This window comes from Streptomyces sp. yr375 (genome assembly GCF_900110755.1).
Classification (GTDB): domain Bacteria; phylum Actinomycetota; class Actinomycetes; order Streptomycetales; family Streptomycetaceae; genus Streptomyces.
Window position 1 is genome coordinate 279,539 of record NZ_FOFF01000003.1, and the last position, 21,171, is coordinate 300,709.

Here is a 21,171-nt window from a genome sequence, read left to right on the forward strand (position 1 = left end):
CTCGGGTGCTGCTCGCCGCGTCAGGCGAGTCCGTCCCCGGCGATCCGCAGCAGCAGCGTGTGCAGTGTCTCGCGCTCGGCCGCATCGAGCGGGTCGAGCAGGTCGTTCGACACCCGCAGGCCCCCCGTGTCGGTGCCGCGCAGGAAGGCGCGGCCGTCCTCGGTGAGGACGACGATACGGCTGCGGCGGTCGTCCGGGGCCGGGCGGCGCTCGGCGAAGCCCAGCTTCTCCAGGTCGTCGACCAGGCCGACGATCGCGCTCGGGTCGTAGCCCAGCCGGGTGCTCAGCTCGCGCTGGAGGGCGCCCTCGGAGGTGGCGAGGAAGCGCAGCACGGCGTAGTGCCGCAGGCGCAGCCCCGACTCCTGGAGGAAGGTGTTGAAGAGCTGACCCGAGCGCAGCCCCAGACGGTAGAGGAGGTAGCCCGTGTCCGCGTGCAGGTCGCGCATCCACGGCTCGTCCGAGTCGATCGGGGCGGCGTTCACTGCGTTGTCCTGGCGGGCGATGGCGGGCTCCCTGAGGTCGGTCCCCTTCCGGGGGTGGTTCGTCATGTTACGGAGGCGGTGTGTCGCATTCCGAGGTGGTTCGCAGTACGGATTCCAGCATGACGCACCCCATAGGTCGACAACAACTATTGACGACGACAATTATTGCTCTTAGCTTCGATCTCGCAGCCGCACCCCACGTGAGCCGCACCCCGTATGTGAGCCGCACCCCCATGTGAAGGGACATCGTCGTGCCCAGCATCGATCTCACCGGCAAGGTCGCCGTCGTCACCGGCAGCGGCCGGGGCCTCGGCCTCGCCTACGCGCACGCCCTGGCCGCCCACGGCGCCTCCGTGGTCGTCAACGACGTCGACGAGGCGGTCGCCGAGCAGGCCGTGAAGTCCATCACCGCCGCCGGTGGCAAGGCCGTCGCCGAAGTCGTCCCGGTCGGCACGACCGAGGCCGCCGAGCGGCTGGTGAACCGGGCCGTGGAGGAGTTCGGGCGGCTCGACATCCTGGTCACCAACGCGGGCATCCTGCGTGACAAGGTGCTGTGGAAGATGACCGACGACGACTTCGACGCGGTGATCACCACCCACCTCAAGGGCACCTTCACCTGCGCCCGCGCCGCCGCCGTCCGGATGCGCGAGCAGGGCGAGGGCGGCACGCTGATCCTCGTCGGTTCCCCGGCCGGCCAGCGCGGCAACTTCGGCCAGACGAACTACGCCGCCGCCAAGGCCGGCATCGCCGCCTTCGCCCGCACCTGGTCCATGGAGCTGGGCCGGGCCGGCATCACCGTCAACGCGATCGTCCCGGTCGCCGCCACCGCGATGACCGAGACCATCCCCGCCTTCGCGCCCTACATCGAGGCCCTGAAGAACGGCGTGGCGTTCCCGGACTTCCTGCGCAAGGGCGAGGGCTTCGGCACCCCCGAGGACTGCGCGGCCCTCGTGCCCTTCCTGGCCTCCGAGGCCGCCCGGTCCATCACCGGACAGGCCATCGGCATCGGCGGCGACAAGGTGGCACTCTGGTCGCATCCGCAGGAGGTCCGCGCGGCCTACGCCGACGGCGGCTGGACCCCCGAGACCCTGGCCGACGTCTTCCCCACCTCGGTCGGCGCCGAACTCCAGACGGTCGGCATCCCGGCCCCCAAGTTCCCGGAGGCGTGACCATGGCGACCCTCAACGTCGAGGAACTCGTCGCGATAGACGTCCACACCCACGCGGAGGTGTCCTCCAAGGGCCACTCCTCGCTGGACGACGACCTGCACGACGCGTCCTCCGCCTACTTCAAGGTCGAGGGCAAGCGGAAGCCGACCCTGGAGGAGACGGCCGCCTACTACCGGGAGCGGAAGATGGCCGCCGTGATCTTCACGGTGGACGCCGAGTCCGCGACCGGCACGGCCCCGGTGCCCAACGAGGAGGTCGCCGAGGCCGCCGCCGCCAACGCCGACGTCCTCATCCCCTTCGCCTCCATCGACCCCTTCCGGGGCAAGGCGGGCGTCAGGCAGGCCCGCCGCCTGGTCGAGGAGTACGGGGTGAAGGGCTTCAAGTTCCACCCCAGCATCCAGGGCTTCTTCCCCAACGACCGCTCGGTCGCGTACGACCTGTACGAGGTGATCGAGGAGACGGGGACCATCGCCCTGTTCCACACCGGCCAGACCGGCATCGGCGCGGGCGTGCCGGGCGGCGGCGGGATCCGGCTGAAGTACAGCAACCCGCTGCACGTGGACGACGTGGCGGCCGACTTCCCGCACCTCAAGATCATCCTGGCGCATCCGTCGTTCCCCTGGCAGGACGAGGCGCTCGCCGTCGCCACCCACAAGCCGGGTGTGCACATCGACCTGTCCGGCTGGTCGCCGAAGTACTTCCCGCCGCAGCTCGTGCAGTACGCCAACACGCTGCTCAAGGACAAGGTCCTCTTCGGCTCCGACTACCCCGTCCTCACCCCCGACCGCTGGCTCGCCGACTTCGACAAGCTGACGATCAAGGACGAGGTCAAGCCGAAGATCCTCAAGGACAACGCCGCCCGTCTGCTCGGACTGACCACACCGTAAGGGGCGTCGAAGATGCGCAACGAGGGACTCGGGTCGTGGCCCGCCCGCCGGGCCCGCAAGACCCCGCACCGCACCGCCCTGGTCCACGGTGAGCAGTCGACGGACTACCGCACACTGTATGCACGCACCACGCGCCTGGCCCACGCCCTGCGCGCCCGCGGCATCCGCCGCGGCGACCGCATCGCCTACCTCGGCCCGAACCACCCCTGCTACCTGGAGACCCTGTTCGCCGCCGGCACGCTCGGCGCGGTCTTCGTCCCCCTGAACACCCGCCTCGCCGGCCCCGAGATCGCCTACCAGCTCGCCGACTCCGGCGCCAAGGCCCTCGTCTACGGCCCCGGGCACGCCGGCCTGGTCGCCGGGCTGCCCGGGAACACGGACGTCCGGACCTACGTCGAGGTCGGCGCCGAATACGAGGAGGCGCTCGCCGCCGCCTCCGAGGACCCGATCGACACACCGGTCACCCCGGACGACACCTGCATCATCATGTACACCTCGGGCACGACCGGCCGCCCCAAGGGCGCCATGCTCACGCACGGCAACCTCACCTGGAACGCGATCAACGTCCTCATCGACACCGACCTGATCGCCGACGAACGCGCCCTGGTCTCCGCGCCGTTGTTCCACACGGCCGGCCTGAACATGCTGACGCTCCCGGTGCTCCTCAAGGGCGGCTGCTGCGTCCTGGTCGAGTCCTTCGACCCGGAAGCCACCTTCGACCTCATCGCCCGGCACCGGATCACCTTCATGTTCGGGGTGCCGACGATGTTCGACCAGGTGGCCCGCCACTCGCGCTGGGCGGCGGCGGACCTGTCGTCGCTGCGCATCCTGACCTGCGGCGGCTCCCCGGTCCCGACCCCGCTGATCGCCGCCTACCAGGAACGCGGACTCACCTTCCTCCAGGGCTACGGCATGACCGAGGCCGCCCCCGGCACGCTGTTCCTGGACGCCGAGCACTCGATCAGCAAGGCGGGCTCGGCGGGCGTCCCGCACTTCTTCAGCGACGTACGCGTGGTGCGCCCCGACCTCACCCCGGTCGAGGTCGGCGAGACCGGCGAGGTCGTCGTGCGCGGGCCGCACGTCATGCCCGGCTACTGGGGACTGCCCGAGGAGACGGCCGCCTCCTTCGCCGACGGTTGGTTCCGCAGCGGCGACGCGGCCCGGGTCGACGACGACGGCTACGTGCACATCGTCGACCGCATCAAGGACATGATCATCTCCGGTGGGGAGAACATCTACCCCGCCGAGATCGAGGACCTGCTCCTCGCCCACCCCGACATCGTCGAGTGCGCGGTCATCGGCGTGTCCGACGAAAAGTGGGGCGAGGTGCCGCGCGCGGTCGTCGTGCCCCGCGAGGGCGTCTCCCTCGACCCCGACGAGGTGCTGGCCGCACTGGCCGGGCGGCTCGCCAAATACAAGATCCCCAAGTCGGTGGTGATCGCGGACGAGTTGCCGCGCACCGCCTCCGGAAAACTCCTCAAGTCCCGTGTCCGCACGCGGTACGGCAAGCAGTAAGGAACCCTCATGACCATCACCGTCAACGGCCTCGAAGAGCTGAAGAAGCTGGCCGGCAGCGACCTGGGCACCAGCGAGTGGATCGAGGTCACCCAGGAGCGCATCGACACGTTCGCCGACGCGACCGGGGACCACCAGTGGATCCACGTGGACCCGGCGAGGGCCACGGAAGGCCCCTTCGGCGCCCCGATCGCCCACGGTTACCTGACGCTCTCCCTCTTCATCCCCCTGTTCACCGAACTGCTGGACGTCCAGGGCGTCACGACGAAGGTCAACTACGGGCTGAACAAGGTCCGTTTCCCCTCACCGGTGAAGGTCGGCTCGCGCATTCGCCTCGTCGGCAAGCTGGCCGAGGTCGAGGACGTGCCGGGCGGCGTGCAGGTCGCCGTCGACGGCGCGATCGAGATCGAGGGGGGCACTAAGCCGGCGGCGGTGCTGCAGAGCCTTTCGCGCTTCTACGCGTAGGGCTCCGCCGGTTGGGCCGGTTGGGCCGGTTGCGCCGTTGGGGTTTGTGTTGGGGGCGGCTGCGGGATCGTTGTGGCTGGTCGCGCCCACGCGGCGGAGCCGCACATCGATACAGCCCCGCGCCCCTTTGGGGCGCTTCAGTTGACGGTGTCTATGAAGATCGGGTTGGAATAGAACCAGGTGTCGGTCCATGGGTCGCCGTTGCCTGGGGTGTGGGGGATGGGGCCGTGGGGGTCTATGGAGGTGCCCAGGTAGCCGGGGGCGTTGTGGTTGCCGTCGCTGCCGCGTAGGCGGACGTAGAACGACTCGTCGCCGACCGTCAGCGGGACGCGCAGGGTGTACGTGCCCGTGCGGCCGCTCACGTCCGTCGTGTGGGCGACCCTCGTGTCGGGCGCCCGCCAGGTGTCGCGGTCGGACACCGCGCCGCGCACCGCGCCCCGGATGACGTCCACGTGCGCCAACTCGGGCAGGATTCCCTGGGGGTTGGGGCGGGAGGCGGTGGTGACGGTGATGTCCAGGGTGAGCCGCTCGCCCTTGCGGACCCGCAGCCGGCCGCCGAGCGTGACACCCCGGCCGCCGCTGTGCTCCCGCCGCAGCCGGACCTCCAGCCCGTCGAGCAGATGCCCGTGGTCGAGCCACACCCGGCCCTCGCGCAGCCCCGTCATCACCGCCCGGTAGCCGTACCGGGTGACGCCCACGTGCGTACGGCTGAACTGGCCCGGCCAGAAGTCGCTGCCCGGCTGCGGGGTGTCCGTGTCCACCGGGTCGGGCAGCCTGCCGGTGGTGTCGAAGTTCTGCCCGGCCGGCCAGTCGCCGTTCTTCCAGGTGTCGAAGACGGTGCGGTGGTTGTCGGAGTTGGTGGTCACCGAGAACAGCCGGCCCTCGGCCAGCATCGAGTCCCACAGCCCCCCGACAGTCGCCGTCGCCCAGTCGAAACCGCCGTACGTGCGATAGGCGTCCGCCGGATAGCCCGCGTGGGACTGCGCGGACGGCTTGTTCTCGTACTCGCCGCGGATGGAAGTGGCTCCGCGCCAGCCGGGGATCGCCGCGCCCTGGGCGCCGGGCGCGCCCTCCATGCCGATCATGATCTCGGGGGCCGCGTCGCGCCAACTCCGCATCTCGTGCGGGGAGTCGATGCCCAGGCGCAGCGGATGGTTGGCCAGGACGAGGACGTCGTCGACGTAGCCGGTGCGGCGCTGCTCGGCCAGCCACCGGATCGCCTGGACGGCGTGCGCCTCGTTGCGGGCGGTGTCGGCCGCGCCGGCGGCGCCCTCGGTGTAGCCCAACAGCTTGCCGTCGTAGGCGAGTTCGAACCGGGTGAGCAGGTCGGCCTCGTGCGGGCCGGGTGCGGCGAACACCGTGCCGTGCTCGGCCGCCGGGATGTACCACTCCAGGCCCTGGAAGATCAGTTGGCGCGGGTTCTCGGCGCGTGCCTTCAGGATCTCCTGGTGCTCCAGCGCCGCGCCGAACGAGGCGTGTCCGAAGTTGGCGTGCTCGTTGAACACCATCCAGTCCAGGCCGTACCGGGCTGCGGCCCGTGCCTGCTGGGAGAACGTGTACTTCGCGTCGTGGCTGTACACGGAGTGCACGTGGTGGTCGCCGACCAGGTAGGCCAGGCGCGGGTCCTCGCCGCCGAAGCCCCGGCCGGCGGCGGCCGCGGCCGGGGTGGCCGCGGCCACCCCGCCCAGCGTGAACGCGGCCCCGAACAGCCCGGCCCGGCGCAGGAGTTCACGCCTCGACACACCCTGCGCGTCGAGGGCGGCGGGGGAGACGGACGGGTCGGCCCAGACGGGCAGTTGCTGCTCGGTCATGTTTTTTTGCAGTCCTCTTGGAGGCGTCAGTGGTTCATGAAGGAGGTCAGTGGTTCATGAAGGAGGTGACGGGCAGCGCCCGTTCGACGATGCGGACGTCGCCGAGGCGGCCGTGCAGGATCTGGTCGATCTTGTCGCCGTACGCGTAGCCGCCGAGCAGCCACGGCAGTCCGACGGAGGCGATGCCGACGGCCGCCGCCTTCGGGTTGCGCACGGTCGGGCAGCCCTCGACGTACAGCGTTGTGTGCTTGCCGTCGTTGACGACCGCGAGGTGCCACCAGGTCTCCAGCGGGGTCTCCTGCCCCCAGTTGGTGGCGATGCCCTGCTGGTTCAGCGGGCGCATCGCCCACTGCGGCTCCCGGTCGTTGGAGAGGGAGAGGGTGGCCAGCGGCTCGTCGGGGTCGTCGCCGGTCTTGCCCGCCGCTCCGCCCGTGCCCGTCCGGCCCACCAGCCCCGACCAGGCGTGGTGCGCGGGGTCCCAGTCGGCCGGCAGCCGGTAGAACGCCTCGATGGTGTAACCGGCCTTGAACGTGGCCGAGTTGAGCGGCGCGCCGTCGACCGTGCGCAGGTACGCCCCCGTCAGCGGGGACTTGAAGCCCTGGAACTCCAGGCTGCCGTGCCCGGGTTGGTCGGGGTGGTGGTCCGACGACCAGCCGAGCGTGCCGCCGCCGACCGGGACGACGGTGAGGTCGTTGCCGCGCCCGGACAGGTCCCGGACGGTGCCGGACACGGCCGAACCGTCGGCGTGCCCGTCGAACCGCCAGTACGCGACCGTGCCGGGGACGACGACCTTCGACACGGGACGCGCGGCGCGCGCCGGCACCGGGTCGAAGCCGGCGAAGCGCGCCGCGAAGTCGATGTCGACCGAGAACCGGTCGGCCGCGCCGCTGAGTTCGATCTCCTGCCGCTCCAGCTCGTTGAGACCCTTCGCGGCCCGGCCCAGGATCCACGGGGAGACCGTCTCCACGTCGATGACGCCCCGGTCCAGGTCGAAGCGGTAGAGGCGGATCATCGCCGCGCCGCCGAAGTACCGGTTCTGATAGTTCGTCAGATGCAGATGGACGTCATGTCCCGCCGCGTTCTTGCGCGTTGCCCGCCCGGCGGGCCAGTAGTGCCCGTTGAGGGTCAGGAAGATCTGGTCGTGGCCGTCGATCAACCGGTCCCACAACTGCTGCCCGTACGCCGAGAGGGCGTCGTCCTCGACGACCAGCTCGTGCGTCGTGAGGACGACGGGGGTCTTCGGGTGCTGGGCGAGGACGTCTGCGGCCCAGGCGTACCCCTGCTCCGACAGTCGCCAGTCCAGCGCCAGCACCAGCCACTCCCGGCCGCCCGCCCGGAACAGGTGGAAGGAGTTGTAACCGTCGGGCGAGGCCCCGCCGAACGTGGGCTTCCCCTGGAAACGCTCCGGACCGAAGGCGTCCAGGTACGGGGTCGCGCCGCGCTGGTCGGTCGTCGACGACCGCACGTCGTGGTTGCCTGCCAGGACGCTGTAGCCGACCCCGCGCCGGTCCAGCAGCCCGAACGCCTCGCTGATCGCGGCGACTTCGTCCTTCGACCCGTTCTGGGTGAGGTCGCCGAGGTGGGACAGGAACACGATGTTCTCGTCCTTGCCGTGCTCCAGCAGATAGCGCAAAGACGCCTCGACCGGCGCTTTGTCGAGGCTCGGGCCGTCGAACAGGTACTGCGTGTCGGGCATGACGGCGAGCGTGAAGCGGCGGCTGTCGGGGTCCGGGCGCCAGGCCTTGGCCGGGGCCGCCTCGGCGGTGGCCGACAGTGCGACACCGGCCGTGGCGGCAGCCGTGGCGGCGGCGCCGAGCAGTGCGGTGGCCCGGAGGAAACCGCGTCTTCCGGCACCGGCCTGGGCGGCCTCGCCCTGATCGTGGGCATGCGAAGTACACACGTGAGCTCCGTAAGAAGTCCGTTGCTGCGAAAGGGAGTTCAGAGAACGCGCAGGGTCCAGCTCCAGCGGTGGACGCCCGGTGCGACGAGGTAGGAGGGGAAGGTGTCGGGGCCGCACGACGCCGTGCCGAGCCCGCGGTGCGCCGCGTCGAGGTGCACCACGCAGCCGGCGCGCGGGACGAGTTCGTCATGGTGGGCGACGGCGGTCAGGTCCGCGGCGCGGTACCGCGTGACGGAGACCTGGCGTGGCTCGTCCAGCGTGACCGCGAGGCCCGTGGCGTCCGGCGCCGACAGCGTGAAGCGCCGTACCCCGTGCCGGCCGCCGCTCTCCTGCGGACGCAGGTACGGAGTGAACAACTCGTCGACGGGGACGCGGTGATGGCCCACCGGCGCGCCACCGCTGCGGTCGGGATACGACTCCCAGGGGCCCTGCCCGAACCACTCCAGCAGGTCCGGCCCGGCGACCGTCTCGAAGACCGAGCCGACCCGCGCCACGTCGTCGAACTCCTCGGGCAGCTCGGCCTGTTCGTCGATCCGGAGGCCGCCGTCCACCGGGGTGAACACCTGCCGGTGCCGGACGACGCCGGTGGCGCCCGCGTACTCGGCGAGCACGCGCACCCCGTCGCCCTCCCGATGGACCGAGACCAGCTTGCGCACCAGGGCGTCCAAACCCCACGTCCGCCAGCGCTGCGCCATGCCGCCCAACTCGTCGTTGTCGGTGGGCGCCCGCCACAGCGACAGCGTGGGCGCGACGGCCAGCAGCGGGTGCACGAGGAGTCCGTCGGCGTCGACCTCGACCCGCCCGGAACCGGCCGGTTCCCGCTCCTCGACCCGCCCGGAACCGGCCGGTTCCCGCTCCTCGACCCGCCCGGAACCGGCCGGTTCCCGCTCCTCGACCGGCTCGGCGGCCCGCAGCCGCACCTGCGGCGCGCACACCTCCGTGCCGCGCGGCGCCCACGGCAGGTCCTCCGCCGTCGTCACCCGCAGCGTCAGCCACGCCTCGCCGCCCTCCTCGGGCAGTGCGAACGGCAACGGCACCACGGCCGTCTCGCCCGGCCGCAGATCGGGCAGTTCGGCCGCCGCGGTGAGCGTCCCGCCGCTCGCGAGCGACAACTGCCACTCGCCGGCGAGCCACTCCAGGCCGCGGAAGTGCTGGTGGTTGGAGAGGACCAGCCCCTCGTGCCGGAAGCCCTGGAGGCGCAGCGGCGCGGCGAGTTCGCGGTGTTCGTACATCACCGGCTTGGGGGTGCGGTCGGGCAGGACGACGCCGTCCGCGATGAACGCGCCGTCGTGGTCGCGCTCGCCGAAGTCGCCGCCGTACGCCCAGCGGTACCCGGGCGCGGTGACACCGTTGTCGTAGAGCCCGGCTCCGCCGCGCCCGACCGGTCTTCCGTCGTTCACGGACTGAAGGATCCCGTGGTCCCAGAACTCCCAGATGAACCCGCCCTGAAGACCCGGGGTGGCCTCGATGGCAGCCCAGTGGTCGGCCAGCGTGCCGTTGCTGTTGCCCATCGCGTGGGAGTACTCGCACTGGATGAGCGGCTTGGTCTGCTCCCCGGACAGCGCGTGCGCCACGCAGTCCGCCAGGGGCGCGTACATCGGGCAGGCGATGTCGGAGGCGAGCCCCGGATCGGCCCAGCCGCGCTTGGCGGCCCCCTCGTACTGCAACGGCCGCGTCGGATCGTGCCGGCGCAGCCAGCCGGCGGCGGCGTCGTGGTTCGCGCCGTAGTCGGACTCGTTGCCCAGCGACCAGATGATGACCGACGGGTGGTTCTTGTCCCGCAGTACCATCCGCGCGACCCGGTCGACGAAGGCGTTCAGATAGCGCGGGTCGTCGGCGATCTCGTGGGCGTGGTCGTGCGACTCGATGTCGGCCTCGTCGACGACGTAGAAACCGAGCTCGTCGGCGAGGTCGTACAGCGTCGGGTCGTTGGGGTAGTGCGCGGTGCGGATCGCGTTGAAGCCGAAACGCTTCAGCAGGGCGAGGTCCGCGCGCATGTCGTCGGACGACACCGTCCGCCCCGTCAGCGGATGGAAGTCGTGCCGGTTGACGCCCCGGATGAACACCCGCTCGCCGTTGACCAGCAGGTCCCGTCCGACGATCGTCACGTCCCGGAAGCCGACGCGGTGCCGGGAGGTGTCGGCGACCGTGCCGTCGGCGCGGTGCAGGCGCACCGTCAGGCCGTACAGCTCGGGCGTCTCGGCCGTCCAACTGCGCACCTCGGGCACGCGCGCGGTGAGGCGGGCCTCGCCGAGGAAGGCGGAGACGCGCTCGTCCTCGGCGTTGGCCAGGTCGAACGCGGCGTCCTGGACCACCGGCAGCCCGTCCAGGTCCCCGCTGACGTACCAGCCGGCGGGCAGCGCGCCGCCCGCGTCCCGCACCCGGCAGTCGACCCGCAGCTCGCCGTCCTGCCCGGCCCGCACGGTCACGTCGGACAGGTGCAGCGCGTCGGTGGCGTACAGCAGGACCGAGCGGGTGATCCCGCCGTGCCACCAGTGGTCCTGGTCCTCGATGTGCGAGGCGTCCGACCACTTGACGACCGTCAGCCGTACGACGGACCGCCCGCCGGGGCGGACGACGTCCGACAGGTCGAACTCGGCGGCCAGATGGGAGTCCTTGGAGATGCCGACGGGCCGCCCGTCCACGTGCACCAGCAGCACGCTCTCGGCGGCCCCGACCTGGAGCACGATCCGGCGTCCGGCCCACTCGGCGGGGACGTCGATCTCGCGCTCGTAGACACCCGTCGGATTGTCGACGACGGGCGACCGCGGAGGGAATTCCGCATACGGCATACGGATGTTCAGATACTGCGGAAGGTCGTCCGTGTCCTGCATGGTCCATACCCCGGGCACGGCCGCCGTGGACCAGGCGTCGCCGACCGGCGCGTCCGGGGCGGGCAGCAGTTGGAAGCGCCAGTCGCCGTCCAGGGAGCGGGCCCCCGAGCGCCGGTCGACGGCGTTCATGGGCAGTCGGCCCCAGGAGGTCAGCTCGGGTGCCTGCCAGGGGCGGAGCGTCAGCAGCGGGTCCGTCACTTGATCGCTCCCTTGGCGAGGTCGCCGATCATCTGGCGGGCGCCGATCGCGAACACGATCAGCAGGGGGACGAGGGCGAGGAGTGCGCCGGTCATGACCATTCCGTAGTCGGTGGTGCCGTGGGTGCCGTTGAGCTGGGACAGGGCGACCTGGAGGGTCACGTTGTCCGGGTTGGTGAGGGCGATCAGGGGCCAGGCGTAGTCGTTCCACTGGCCCATGAAGGTGAAGATGCCGAGGAAGGCCAGGCCCGGCCGGACCACCGGGAGGGCCACGTGCCAGTACTGGCGCAGGAAGTTCGCGCCGTCGATCCGGGAGGCGTCGAGGAGTTCGTCGTGGATCGCGCTCCTCATGTACTGGCGCATCCAGAAGATGCCGAACGCGTTGGCGGCGGCCGGCACGATCAGCGCCGTCATCGAGCCGATCCAGCCGAGCTTCGCCATGATCACGAACTGCGGGATCGCCTGGAGCTGTGCCGGCACCATGAAGATGAACATGAGCAGCACGAACAGCAGCCGCTTGCCCGGGAACGCGAACTTGGCGAAGACGAAGGCCGCCAGCGAGTCGAAGAACAGGACCAGGAACGTCACCGACCCCGCGACCAGCACCGAGTTGAACATCGAGCCGAAGAAATCGATGGTGTCGAAGAGGCTGCGGACGTTCTCCAGGAAGTGCGTGCCCGGCAGCAGCTTGGGCGGGTAGGAGAAGATCTCCGACGACGTGTGCGTCGACATGATCACGGCCCAGTAGAACGGGAAGGCCGAGAGCAGGACGCCGGCGACGAGGCTCGCGTGCAGCGCGAACCCTCTGCGGCGGGTCCCGTCGATCCCCTTGGTCCGCTGGATTCCCTGGCCCTTGGTCCGCCGGGTTCCTTGGATGGATGCCATGGTGTTCAGGCCTTCCTAGTCTTCGCCCCGGCGCTGCACCAGACGCCAGTTGATGATCGAGAAGAGGACGACGACGAGGAAGATGCCCCACGCCACGGCGGCGCCGTAGCCGAAGTCGTTGTTGTCGAAGGTCTGTTGGAAGAAGTAGAGGACCATCGTCCGGCCCGCGTGGCCCGGACCGCCCGAGAACGTCGAGTCGTTGGAGGTGTTCTGCAGCAGGACCTGCGGTTCGGAGAAGCTCTGCAGACCGGTGACCGTCGACACGACGAGCACGAACAGCAGCACCGGCCGCATCATCGGCAGCGTGATCCGGAAGAAGGTCTGCACCGGCCCCGCGCCGTCCATCCGCGCCGCCTCGTACAGCTCGCCCGGGATGGTCTGCAGCCCGGCCAGGAAGATGATCGCGTTGTAGCCGGTCCACTGCCAGGTCATCAGCGTCGCCACGGCGATCTTGATGCCCCACGGGGTGTTGAGCCAGGCGATCTGGTCGACGCCGACGGCCTGCAAAAAGGCGTTCACGAGGCCGAAGTTGGTGGAGAAGACCGAGCCGAAGACGATCGCGATCGCCACGACCGAGGTGACGCTCGGCAGGAAGTAGGCGACCCGGTAGAGGTTCTTGAACCGCACCGCCGAGTTGAGCATCACCGCCGTCACCATCGCCAGGAGGATCATGGGGAAGGTGGCCAGCGCCCAGATGACGATCGTGGTCCCGATCGAGCTCCAGAACTCCGAGTCGCTCAGCAGGTACTGATACTGCGTCAGACCCGCCCACTCCATCGAGCCGAGGCCGTCCCAGCGGTGGAAGGACAGGTAGAGCGAGAAGCCGACCGGGACCAGGCCGAAGCAGAGGAACAGCAGATAGAAGGGGGAGATCGCGGCGTAGAGGTGCCAGTACTTGCGCAGGCCCGTCCGGGGTCGCGGCGCGGAAGCGTCCGCCACGACCGCCGGGGGCTCCGGGGGCTTCACCAGCGTGGGGAGGGTGGCCATCAGTAGCTCACCCCCAGGTGCTTCGCGATGCGCCGGCACTTGCTCATGGCGTCACTCCAGGCCTGCTTGGGGTCCTTGCCGAGGACGCCGACGTTCTTCATCTCGTCCTTGATCGGCTGCCCGAGCGCCACGTCGAAGGGGCTGTTGTAGGCGACGGCGATCTTCTGCGCGGCGGGCCCGAAGACGTCCATCGTGACCTGCCCGCCGAAGAACGCGTCGGGCTCGCGCACCTGCTTCAGGCCGTACGAGGCGGGGGTGGACGGGAAGAGTCCCGCGTCCACGAAGCCCTGCGCCTGGTTGCCCGCGTCGAGCATCCAGGTGATGATCCGGAACGCCTGCTCGGGCTCCCGGCACTCCTTGGTGATCGACAGGAACGAGCCGCCGTTGTTGGAGGGCCGCACGGGCATGTCGGCCACCCGCCACCGGCCCGTGGTCTTCGGCACGCCGTTCTTGAGGTCGCTGGTCGCCCAGGACGCGCCCAGTTGGCTCGGCAGCTTGCCGTCCTCGATGGCCGAGAACTGGTCCGGGGTGCCGTTGACCAGGTTCGACACGAGCTTGCGCCGCTTGGCCTCGACGGAGAGCGCCCAGGCGTGGCGCACATGCTCCTGGTCGCCGATGAAGTGGCGGTCCTTGTCGACGTACCGCGCGCTGCCCTGCTGCACCACGTTCTCGAAGACGCTGTTCACGTCGGTGAGCAGCGAGGTTCCCGGGATCTGCTGCCGCAGCCGCTCACCCGCCGCGAAGAACTTCTCCCAGGTGTTCAGCTCCTTCGACACGTCGGCGGGCTCGTACGGCAGTCCGGCCTTCCGGAAGACGGCGTACTGGTAGAAGTGCGCCACCGGCCCGCAGTCGATCGGGAAGCCGACCATCGTGCCGTCGTCCGCGATGCCCTGCTCCCACTTCCAGGGCAGGTACTGCGACTTGTACTTGTCCGCGCCGAGTGTGCGCAGGTCCACGAACTGGCCGGCGTTGGGCAGGTAGGACGCCATGTCCTCGCCCTTGAGGCCCGCGATGTCGGGGACATGGGCGCGGCCGGCCATCGTCGTGATCAGCTTCGACCGGTAGTAGCCGCCGATCTTGATGGCCTTGAGGTCGACCGAGCCGCCGTACCGGGCCGTCGCGTTCTTGACGACCGTGTCGCCCAGGCCGCCGTCCCAGTACCACAGGACCATGTTCCGGCCGGTCGAACCGGTCGGAACAGCGCAGCCGGACGCCAGGCCGCCGAGCGCCGTGGCGGCCGAACCGGCCAGTCCCGCGCGGAGCAGGCCTCTACGTGAGAGCCGCACAGCTCCCACCGCCTTTCGGATCTGTTCGCGTCTTCGCAGACGATGTGCAATCGAGGGACATGCGTGGGGTTGTCTTCTCGGGCTACGGGCTACGAACCACGGGATATGGGATACGGGCTACGGCATACGGGGCCTCGGGCCCGGTCAGGGCCGCCGCGCGGGCGGGGTGACCGGGGCGTACCGCACGGGCGGGCCGACGTCCGCCGGGATGCGGTCGGCGAGGAAGCCGTACGTCCGCTTCAGTTCGGGTTCGGTCACGGAGCGCCACCAGCGGTCGATGCCGTACCAGCCGGGGGCGGCGAGCGCCCCGCCGTGGTGCCGCACCGAGAGCCCGGCGGACAGGACGGCGAACCGCAGCCGCTCCGCCAGCGGCCAGCCGCCCAGCGAGGCGGCGACGAAGCTCGCGCCGAACACGTCCCCGGCGCCCGTCGCGTCCAGGACGTCGACGTCGAGGGCGGGGACCTCCGCGTACTCCCCGGTCGTCTGGTCGACCGCGAGCGCGCCGTCGCCGCCCCGGGTGACCACGGCCACCGGCACCAGCTCGGTGAGCGTGCCGAGCGCGGCGACCGCGCTGTCGGTGCGGGTGTACGCCATCGCCTCGGTCTCGTTGGGGAGGAAGGCGTGGCACAGCCGGAGCTGGTCGAGGAGGTCGGTGGACCACTGCTGGGTGGGGTCCCAGCCGACGTCGGCGTAGATCTGCGTGCCGTTCGCGGCCGCCTTGGCGAGCCAGGCACGCGGCTCCGCCTCCAGGTGCACGAGCGCCGTGCGCGCCTCGGGCGGGTCGCCCATCAGCTCGTCCTGCGAGTACGGCGGCTCCTGGCCGTGGGTGACCAGCGCCCGGTCGTGGCCGTGCGCGAGCGCGACGGTGACCGGCGTGTGCCAGCTTTCCGCCACCCGGGAGAGGGAGAGGTCGACGCCCTCCTGCCCGGCGAGCACCTCGTGGCAGTGGACGCCGTAGAAGTCGTCGCCGAAGACCGTGGCCAGCGAGGTCCGCAGGCCGAAGCGGGACGCGGCCACCGCCAGGTTGGCGATGCCGCCGGGGCCGCAGCCCATGCCCGCCGTCCAGATCTCCTCGCCCGGCGTCGGCGGCTTGCCGAGCCCCGTGAGGACGAGGTCGTAGAAGAGCAGCCCGGTGAGCAGCACCTCGGGCCGGTCGTCGTCCACCGCGCATCCTCTCGTCAAAACTCTTCATCTTTGTGACCGGAATCGTGCGCCCATCGGGCGAGATTGGTCAATACCTCAGCAGAAGTGAGCATGGATTTGATTGAAGATGACGAGTAGTGTTCGCCTCGTGCTGGCTGAACGACGACATCAACTCATCCTGCGGGCGCTGCGCTCCGGCGGTCCCGCAGCCGTGACCGATCTCTCCGAGCAACTGGGTGTGAGCCCGGCCACGATCAGGCGTGACCTGGTCAAACTCGAGGAGGACGGCCTGCTCACCCGGGTGCACGGCGGCGCCGTCGCGGAGGAGGGCGACCAGCCCTTCGCCGAGGTCGCCGAGATGCGCGTGGCCGAGAAGGACGCGATAGCCGCGCACGCCGCGGCGATGGTCGCGGACGGACAGTCGGTGCTGCTCGACATCGGCACCACCGCCTACCGCCTGGCCAGGCAACTGCACGGCCGCCGGCTGACGGTGATCACCAGCAACCTGGTGGTCTACGAGGAGCTCGCCGACGACGAGGGCATAGAGCTGGTGCTGCTCGGCGGCATGGTCCGGCGCGAGTACCGCTCGCTGGTGGGCTTCCTCACCGAGGACAACCTGCGCCAGTTGCACGCCGACTGGCTGTTCCTCGGCACCAGCGGAGTGCGCCCGGGCGGCCAGGTGATGGACACCACGGTCGTCGAGGTGCCGGTGAAACGCGCCATGATCGAGGCCGGTGACAAGGTCGTCCTGCTCGCCGACTCGGCGAAGTTCCCGGGTACGGGCATGGCGAAGGTCTGTGGTCCCGAGGACCTGGACGCGGTGGTGACGAACACGCCGGTCGACCCGGTGACCCGGTCCTCGTTCGAGGAAGCGGGCGTCGAGATGGTCGTGGCAGGAAAGGTGCAAGCGTGAAACTGACGATTCTGGGCGGCGGCGGCTTCCGGGTGCCGCTCGTGTACGGGGCGCTGCTGACGGACCGCGCCGAGGGGCGGGTCACGGAGGTCGTGCTGCACGATCTGGACGCCGGTCGACTGCATGCGGTCGCCCGGGTACTGGACGAGCAGGTGGCCCGCGTCCCCGACGCCCCCAGGGTGACCGCCACCACCGACCTCGACGAGGCACTGCGCGGCGCCGACTTCATCTTCTCCGCGATCCGCGTCGGCGGCCTCGAAGGCCGCGCGAACGACGAGCGGGTGGCCCTCGCGGAGGGCGTCCTCGGCCAGGAGACGGTCGGCGCCGGAGGCATCGCCTACGGTCTGCGCACGGTCCCCGTCGCCGTCGACATCGCCCGGCGCGTGGCCCGCCTCGCCCCCGACGCCTGGCTCATCAACTTCACCAACCCGGCCGGCCTGGTCACCGAGGCCATGTCCCGCCACCTCGGCGACCGCGTGATCGGCATCTGCGACTCGCCGGTCGGCCTCGGCCGCCGGATCGCCCGGGTCCTCGGCGCGGACCCCAGGGAGGCGTGGATCGACTACGTCGGTCTCAACCACCTCGGCTGGGTCCGCGGCCTGCGCGTCGCCGGACGCGACGAACTCCCGCGCCTGCTCGCCGACCCCGACCTGCTCGGCTCCTTCGAGGAGGGCAAGCTCTTCGGCGTCGACTGGCTCCAGTCGCTCGGCGCGATCCCCAACGAGTACCTGCACTACTACTACTTCAACCGTGAGGCCGTCCGCGCCTACCAGCAGGCCGAGAAGACCCGCGGCGCCTTCCTCGCCGACCAACAGGCCCAGTTCTACGCGGAGATGAAGCGCCCCGACACGGCGGCCCTGACCGCCTGGGACCGCACCCGCGCCGAGCGCGAGGCCACCTACATGGCCGAGAACCGGGAGACGGCCGGCGCCGGCGAACGCGACGCCGACGACCTCTCCGGCGGCTACGAGAAGGTCGCCCTCGCCCTGATGCGGGCCATCGCCCGCGACGAGCGCACGACGCTGATCCTCAACGTCCGCAACCAGGGCACCCTTTCGGCGCTCGACGCGGACGCCGTCATCGAGGTGCCCTGCCTCGTGGACGCCAACGGCGCGCACCCGGTGGCCGTGTCCCCGCTGCCCGAGCACGCCACCGGCCTGGTCTGCGCGGTGAAGGGCGTCGAGCGCGAGGTGCTCGCCGCCGCCGAGTCCGGCTCCCGTGCGACGGCCGTGAAGGCGTTCGCGCTGCACCCGCTGGTCGACTCGGTCAACGTGGCCCGCAAGCTGGTCGAGGGGTACACCGACGTCCATCCCGGGCTGGCGTACCTTAAGTAGGCGCCCGACGGAAAGCGCTTTCTCCCCCGGCTGGTCGGCCCAGCTCTCACCCGGCCTCTGCCGGCCTTTCGGCCCGCCCCCGGGCCTCCCCGCCCTTCCTGCTCTGCCCGCCCTTCCCGGCCTCCGTGGTCCCTCTCTGGAGATTCCCCATGCATGACGAACGCCGCCGCATCGAGGAGCGCGTCGAGCGCGTCCACAACCAGCGCGTCAAGCCCGCGATCTACGCGGCCACCGTGCCCTTCGAGGTCGAGGCCTGGCAGGCGCCGGGGGAGCCCGTCCCCTTCGCGGAGGCCGCGGCCGCCGCCTACGAGCCCTTCGCGATGGACACCCCGTGGGGTCCGCCCTGGGGCACCACCTGGTTCCGGATGCGCGGACAGGTGCCCGCCGAGTGGGCCGGGAAGCGCGTCGAGGCCGTCATCGACCTCGGCTTCGTCGGCGACTGGCCCGGCAACCAGGCCGAGGCCCTGGTCCACCTCACCGACGGGACCCCGCTGAAGGCGGTCAACCCGCTCAACCAGTACGTGCCGATCGGCAACCCGGTGACCGGCGGCGAGACCATCGACTACCTCGTCGAGGCCGCCTCCAACCCGGACATCCTGGCCAACGACTTCGCCGGCCCGACCCCGCTGGGCGATGTGCTGACGGCAGGCGACCGTCCCCTGTACACATTCCGCCGCGCCGACATCGCCGTCCTCGACGAGCAGGTCTGGCACCTCGACCTCGACCTCCAGGTGCTGCGCGAACTCATGGTCCACCTCGGCGAGCACGAGCCGCGCCGCCACGAGATCATGCACGCCCTGGACCGCGCCATGGACGTCCTCGACCTGGACGACATCTCCGGCAGCGCCGCGGCCGTCCGCGAGGTCCTCGCGCCCGTCCTGGCCCGCCCCGCGCACGCCAGCGCGCACACCATCTCCGGCGTCGGCCACGCGCACATCGACTCCGCCTGGCTGTGGCCGATCCGCGAGACGAAGCGCAAGACCTCCCGCACCTTCTCCAACGTCACCTCGCTCGCCGACGAGTACGACGACTTCGTCTTCGCCTGCTCGCAGGCCCAGCAGTACGAGTGGGTGCGCGACAACTACCCGCAGGTGTGGGCGCGCATCCAGGAGTCGGTGAAGAAGGGGCAGTGGGCGCCGGTCGGCGGCATGTGGGTCGAGTCCGACGGCAACCTGCCCGGCGGCGAGGCCATCGCCCGCCAACTCGTCCACGGCAAGCGGTTCTTCATCGAGCACTTCGGCATCGAGACCAAGGGCGTCTGGCTGCCGGACTCCTTCGGCTACAACGCCGCCTACCCGCAGCTCGCCAAGCTCGCCGGCAACGACTGGTTCCTCACCCAGAAGATCTCCTGGAACCAGACGAACAAGTTCCCCCACCACACCTTCTGGTGGGAGGGCATCGACGGCACCCGCATCTTCACGCACTTCCCGCCCGTCGACACCTACAACGCCCGTTTCAGCGGCGAGGAGATGGACCGCGCGGTCCGCAACTACTCGGAGAAGGGCGCCGGTACGCGCTCCCTCGCCCCGTTCGGCTGGGGCGACGGCGGTGGCGGCCCCACCCGCGAGATCATGGAGCGGGCGCGCCGGCTGGCCGACCTGGAAGGCTCGCCGAAGGTCGTCGTCGAACACCCCGACGCGTTCTTCGCCAAGGCCCGCGAGGAGTACCCGGACGCCCCGGTCTGGGTCGGCGAGCTCTACCTCGAGCTGCACCGCGCCACCTACACCACCCAGGCCCGCACCAAGCAGGGCAACCGGCGCAGCGAACACAAGTTGCGCGAGGCCGAGTTGTGGGCGACGACCGCCGCCCTGCACGCGCCGGGCTACGCCTACCCGTACCAGAAGCTCGACCGGCTCTGGAAGACGGTGCTGCTGCACCAGTTCCACGACATCCTGCCGGGTTCCTCCATCGCCTGGGTGCACCGCGAGGCGGAGGCCGAATACGCCCGTGTCGCCGAGGAGTTGGAGGTCCTGACGGCCGAGGCGGTCGCCGCGCTCGGCGGCGGCGGAACCGAAGGCGTGGGCGGCACAAGGGTGTTCAACACGAGCCCCTTCGCCCGCGCGGAGGTGATCCGCACCGCCGCGGGCGCACCGGCGTACGTGGAGGTGCCCGCGAACGGCAGCGCACCTCTCGCCACGAACACCGCCGACAGCGCCGTCACCGCCGGCTCGCCGCAGCCGGTGACGGTCTCCGACCGGGTCCTCGACAACGGACTGGTCCGGGTACGGATCGCGGAGGACGGCACCCTGTCGTCCGTATTCGATCTGCGGGCGAACCGCGAAGTCCTCGCCGGCCAGGGCAACCTGCTGCGCCTGCACACCGACCTCCCGAACTACTGGGACGCCTGGGACATCGACAAGCACTACAAGAACCGCTTCACGGACCTCCTGGCCCCGGACTCGGTCACCGTCGTCGAGGACGACCCGCTGCTCGGCGCGATCCGCGTCACCCGCTCCTTCGGCAAGGGCTCGACGATCATCCAGACCATCACCCTGCGCGCCGGCAGCCCCCGCGTCGACTTCGAGACCGACATCGACTGGCACGAGGCGGAGAAGATCCTCAAGGCGGCCTTCCCGGTGGACATCCGGGCGCCGCACTCCTCCGCCGAGATCCAGTTCGGCCACATCCAGCGCCCCACCCACACCAACACCAGTTGGGAAGCGGCCCGGTTCGAGGTCTCCGGCCACCGCTGGGTGCACATCGGCGAACCCGGCTACGGCGTCGCCGTCATCAACGACTCCACCTACGGCCACGACGTCTCCCGCACGGTCCGCGAGGACGGCGGTACGACGACCACGGTCGCCCTCAGCCTGGTCCGTGCCCCGCGCATCCCGGACCCCGAGGCCGACCAGGGCCGCCACCGCTTCGCCTACGCGCTGCTCCCCGGCGCGAGCATCGACGACGCGGTCGCCGAGGGCTACGCCCTCAACCTGCCGCTGCGCGTGGCGGAGGCGGCGGGTACCGCGGACGCGCCCGAGCCGGTCGTCTCGGTGGACGGCGAGGGCGTCACCGTCGAGGCGGTCAAGCTCGCCGACGACGAGTCCGGCGACGTCGTCGTCCGGCTCTACGAGTCCCGCGGCGGCCGGGGCGCCGGCACCCTGCGCACCAGCTTCCCGCTCGCGAGCGCCCAGGTCACCGACCTGCTGGAACGGCCGCTGGAACCGGCGACCGTCGGCGCGGACGACACCGTCGCCGTCGTCCTGCGCCCCTTCCAGATCCTGACGCTCCGTCTGGAACGCGCCGCCACCCGCCGCTAGCAACGGCCCCCGGGGACGGGCGCGCGGCCCACACCGCACCACCCACACCGCGCGCCAGCCCCCGCGTCGAAGCGCCTCGCCCCGAAGTGCCCTGCCCTGCGGAGGA

The 21,171-nt window shown here is 70.8% G+C and carries 15 protein-coding genes; 7 read left to right on the top strand and 8 right to left on the bottom strand.

Going from position 1 to position 21,171, the window contains the following annotated elements; genetic code table 11:
* Positions 1 to 20: 20 nt before the first annotated feature.
* Positions 21 to 548, bottom strand: coding sequence for a MarR family winged helix-turn-helix transcriptional regulator (locus BMZ82_RS05645; RefSeq protein ID WP_371271153.1), 528 nt, complete (start codon positions 546 to 548; stop codon positions 21 to 23).
* A gap of 185 nt (positions 549 to 733) precedes the next feature.
* On the opposite strand from BMZ82_RS05645, the gene BMZ82_RS05650 reads away from it, so the two are divergent.
* From BMZ82_RS05650 to BMZ82_RS05665, 4 genes are read left to right on the top strand one after another with little or no spacing between them, the layout of a single operon-like run.
* Positions 734 to 1,651: an SDR family NAD(P)-dependent oxidoreductase gene (locus BMZ82_RS05650; RefSeq protein WP_093772279.1), complete on the top strand. Its 918-nt coding sequence runs from the start codon at positions 734 to 736 to the stop codon at positions 1,649 to 1,651.
* A 2-nt stretch (positions 1,652 to 1,653) separates the two neighbouring features.
* Complete coding sequence (locus BMZ82_RS05655) at positions 1,654 to 2,538, top strand: amidohydrolase family protein (RefSeq protein WP_093772281.1); 885 nt, start codon at positions 1,654 to 1,656, stop codon at positions 2,536 to 2,538.
* Between the two features lie 12 nt (positions 2,539 to 2,550).
* A complete protein-coding gene (locus BMZ82_RS05660) occupies positions 2,551 to 4,053 on the top strand; it encodes an acyl-CoA synthetase (protein WP_093772283.1) in 1,503 nt (500 codons plus the stop codon).
* 9 nt (positions 4,054 to 4,062) lie between these two features.
* The gene (locus BMZ82_RS05665) at positions 4,063 to 4,518 is read left to right on the top strand and encodes a MaoC family dehydratase (RefSeq protein WP_093772285.1); all 456 of its coding nucleotides are present in this window, start codon (positions 4,063 to 4,065) and stop codon (positions 4,516 to 4,518) included.
* A 137-nt stretch (positions 4,519 to 4,655) separates the two neighbouring features.
* Here BMZ82_RS05665 and BMZ82_RS05670 read toward each other — a convergent pair whose 3' ends face one another.
* The 7 genes from BMZ82_RS05670 to BMZ82_RS05700 all read right to left on the bottom strand — a co-directional run bounded on the left by BMZ82_RS05670 (position 4,656) and on the right by BMZ82_RS05700 (position 15,582).
* Complete coding sequence (locus BMZ82_RS05670; RefSeq protein ID WP_093772287.1) at positions 4,656 to 6,329, bottom strand: PHP domain-containing protein; 1,674 nt, start codon at positions 6,327 to 6,329, stop codon at positions 4,656 to 4,658.
* A 46-nt stretch (positions 6,330 to 6,375) separates the two neighbouring features.
* Positions 6,376 to 8,229: a LamG-like jellyroll fold domain-containing protein gene (locus BMZ82_RS05675; RefSeq protein WP_093772289.1), complete on the bottom strand. Its 1,854-nt coding sequence runs from the start codon at positions 8,227 to 8,229 to the stop codon at positions 6,376 to 6,378.
* Between the two features lie 38 nt (positions 8,230 to 8,267).
* Positions 8,268 to 11,261 carry a glycoside hydrolase family 2 TIM barrel-domain containing protein gene (locus BMZ82_RS05680; RefSeq protein WP_093772290.1) on the bottom strand — a complete coding sequence of 998 codons (2,994 nt, stop codon included), beginning with the start codon at positions 11,259 to 11,261 and terminating at the stop codon, positions 8,268 to 8,270.
* Positions 11,258 to 12,145: a carbohydrate ABC transporter permease gene (locus BMZ82_RS05685; RefSeq protein ID WP_093772291.1), complete on the bottom strand. Its 888-nt coding sequence runs from the start codon at positions 12,143 to 12,145 to the stop codon at positions 11,258 to 11,260. Before BMZ82_RS05685 ends, BMZ82_RS05680 begins: the two co-directional genes overlap by 4 nt.
* A gap of 15 nt (positions 12,146 to 12,160) precedes the next feature.
* Positions 12,161 to 13,132, bottom strand: coding sequence for a carbohydrate ABC transporter permease (locus tag BMZ82_RS05690; RefSeq protein ID WP_093772292.1), 972 nt, complete (start codon positions 13,130 to 13,132; stop codon positions 12,161 to 12,163).
* Positions 13,132 to 14,418, bottom strand: a complete 1,287-nt coding sequence (locus BMZ82_RS05695) for an ABC transporter substrate-binding protein (protein WP_093772293.1) — start codon at positions 14,416 to 14,418, stop codon at positions 13,132 to 13,134. Before BMZ82_RS05695 ends, BMZ82_RS05690 begins: the two co-directional genes overlap by 1 nt.
* A 144-nt stretch (positions 14,419 to 14,562) precedes the next feature.
* A complete protein-coding gene (locus tag BMZ82_RS05700) occupies positions 14,563 to 15,582 on the bottom strand; it encodes a carbohydrate kinase family protein (protein ID WP_093772294.1) in 1,020 nt (339 codons plus the stop codon).
* Between the two features lie 127 nt (positions 15,583 to 15,709).
* Here BMZ82_RS05700 and BMZ82_RS05705 point away from each other — a divergent pair, with 127 nt between their 5' ends.
* From BMZ82_RS05705 to BMZ82_RS05715, 3 genes are all read left to right on the top strand, one after another.
* Complete coding sequence (locus BMZ82_RS05705) at positions 15,710 to 16,474, top strand: DeoR/GlpR family DNA-binding transcription regulator (protein ID WP_093772295.1); 765 nt, start codon at positions 15,710 to 15,712, stop codon at positions 16,472 to 16,474.
* On the top strand, positions 16,471 to 17,808 hold the full coding sequence (locus BMZ82_RS05710; protein ID WP_093772296.1) for a 6-phospho-beta-glucosidase: 1,338 nt from the start codon (positions 16,471 to 16,473) through the stop codon (positions 17,806 to 17,808). Before BMZ82_RS05705 ends, BMZ82_RS05710 begins: the two co-directional genes overlap by 4 nt.
* Positions 17,809 to 17,957: 149 nt before the next feature.
* Positions 17,958 to 21,065, top strand: coding sequence for an alpha-mannosidase (locus BMZ82_RS05715; protein WP_093772297.1), 3,108 nt, complete (start codon positions 17,958 to 17,960; stop codon positions 21,063 to 21,065).
* The last annotated feature ends 106 nt before the right edge of the window (positions 21,066 to 21,171 follow it).